3 protein-coding genes are annotated in these 2,126 nt (G+C 67.9%); 2 read left to right on the top strand and 1 reads right to left on the bottom strand.

Features of this window, described 5'->3' with window-relative positions; all coding sequences use genetic code 11:
• Positions 1-172: 172 nt before the first annotated feature.
• On the bottom strand, positions 173-1,054 hold the full coding sequence (locus tag P3W85_RS10115; protein ID WP_276264694.1) for a metallophosphoesterase family protein: 882 nt from the start codon (positions 1,052-1,054) through the stop codon (positions 173-175).
• A gap of 173 nt (positions 1,055-1,227) precedes the next feature.
• On the opposite strand from P3W85_RS10115, the gene P3W85_RS10110 reads away from it, so the two are divergent.
• Positions 1,228-1,926, top strand: a complete 699-nt coding sequence (locus tag P3W85_RS10110) for an RNA polymerase sigma factor (protein WP_276264693.1) — start codon at positions 1,228-1,230, stop codon at positions 1,924-1,926.
• Positions 1,913-2,126: anti-sigma factor family protein (locus P3W85_RS10105; protein WP_276264692.1), on the top strand; the 214-nt coding region annotated here is incomplete at its 3' end. The genes P3W85_RS10110 and P3W85_RS10105, both read left to right, overlap by 14 nt.

Genomic DNA, 2,126 nt, shown 5'->3' with positions numbered 1-2,126 from the left:
GCGCAATAGCGGCGCGCCGCCCGCCAGGGCGAGCAGGCAGTACAGTGCGCGCCTGCGGCTGATTCCTTCCCGGGATACTGCTGCCATAGCCTACTCCTTGTGTTTGCATTGCACGGTGGCTACCGCCATCGCTCAACCGTCAACCGTCAATCGCCAGGCCGCGGGCACCGGCTCAACCTGTCACCGGCTTCTCCGCGATGCCGAATTCGCCCGCTGCGACCTTTGCCTCCACCTCACGCCAGCCCAGGCCCCGGTATGGATGGGCCGGGTCCCACGGCAACGGCAAACGCTGCGCCTGCGAGCCCGCGACCGGCAACGGGAACATCAGAGAACGCGCGGCATGGTGGGCGATATGCCCGGTCATGTGGTGATGCTCCTGATGGATGTGGCCATAGAACACAGTCACGTTAGGATGCGGCATCAGGCGCTCGATCACCTGGGCTCCATCGCGCGTGGCCCAGTCCCATTGCGGATAGAGATCGAACAGCGGACGGTGCGTGAACACCACGATGCGGGCCGACTGCGGCTGCTGCGCAAGGTCGGCGGCAAGCCAGTCGAGTTGCGTCGCGCCGACCCGCCCGGCGGGATCGGACACGTTGTCAAGCACGATGAAGTGCACCCCCTTGTGGTCGAATACATAGTGGGTAGGCCCGAACAGTTCGCGGTAGGCAGCGCCTTCGTCCAGGCCGGCATCGTGCTCGCCCGGCATCAGGTGCACCACGGGAACCTTGAGATCGGCAATGATCGACTTGAACTCGCGCATGCGGCGCCGCCGCTCGGCGGGATCGTCGGTGGTCTGGGTGAGGTCGCCGGTGAACATCAGGAAATCCGGCGGCTCCGCCAGCGCATTGACCGCCGCCACCGCCTTGGGCAAGGTGCCGCGCGCGTCGGGGTTGGGCGGACCCTGGAAACCCCAGTGCGCATCCGACAGTTGCACGAAGTAAAAGGCTTCGTCGCGCCCGGCGGCCCATCCGGGCAGGGCCGAGGCAAAGACCGCGCCGCCGGCGCAGGCGGCAAGGTTGAGGAAATCGCGCCGCTTCCAGGCTCGTGTCATGGTGGCTCCATAGATTGCCGGGGGGATGTCTGTAATACCTGGGCGACGGCGCGCTTATTCCCGGCGGGGATGGAAAATTTTTTTCGTGGTTGGCGGAGGAATCGGGAATAAACTCGACGCAGCCCCGGTATACGCGGATGGAACCACCCCCAGCGCCAAGCCCAAGGAGTGATGTGAACGCAGCCGACCGGCGCCGCCGTTTCGACGAGCTGGTGCTCCCGCATCTCGACGCCGCCTACAACCTGGCACGCTGGCTTTCGGGCAGCGCCGTCGAGGCGGACGACGTGGTGCAGGAAGCCTGCCTGCGGGCCTTCTGTTTTTTCGACAGTTTCCGCGGCGACCAGCCACGCGCCTGGCTGCTGGCGATCGTGCGCAATACGTGGTTTTCCGCCTGGCGCAAGCGGCAGCAGCCAGGCCAGGGCGACAGCGCCGGCTACGACGATGCGCACCACGACGGCGCGCCCCTGCCCGGCTGGCAGGACGGCCACGGCGATAGCCCCGAACAATGGCTGCTGCGCGCCGACGATGTCCGCCTGCTGCACCTCGCGCTGGAGCGCTTGCCGGCGGCCTTCCGCGAGGTGCTGGTGCTGCGCGAACTGGAGGATCTGCCATATCGGGACATCGCCGCCATTGCCGATATTCCGCTGGGCACCGTGATGTCCCGGCTGGCGCGCGCGCGCAAGCTGCTGGCGCAGGCAGTACTCGCCCTGCGCCAGGAGGGGATGCACGCCACCGGCGCCCGCGCCGGCGGCAATGACGGCGCGGCAAGCCCCCGTTCCACCGCGCCCGACACAGGCAGGACAGCGACGGTAACGGGCAACCACGGAACCTCGTCGCGTCCTGCCGGGGAGACAGGCCATGAACTGCAATGACGCCCGCCTGCTGCTGCAAGCCTGCGCCGACGGCGAACTCGGTGCGGGCGATACCTTGCGCCTTGAGCGGCACCTGTCGCAATGCCCGGGTTGTACCGCCGGGCTTGCACACGTGCACGAACTGCGCGCGGCGTTGCGTGCGAATGCGCCCTACCATCGCGCCGGCCCGGCCTTGCGCGCGCGGCTGGGCGCCGCGCTGG

Source organism: Cupriavidus basilensis, assembly GCF_029335485.1.
In the GTDB taxonomy this organism is placed as follows: Bacteria; Pseudomonadota; Gammaproteobacteria; order Burkholderiales; family Burkholderiaceae; genus Cupriavidus; species Cupriavidus basilensis_E.
This window is presented reverse-complemented; position numbering and strand designations above follow the sequence as displayed.

Bases quoted from the DNA above. Each gene is read 5' to 3' on its own strand.
- P3W85_RS10115 (WP_276264694.1), bottom strand. From the start codon at position 1,054: ATGACACGAGCCTGGAAGCGGCGCGATTTCCTCAACCTTGCCGCCTGC.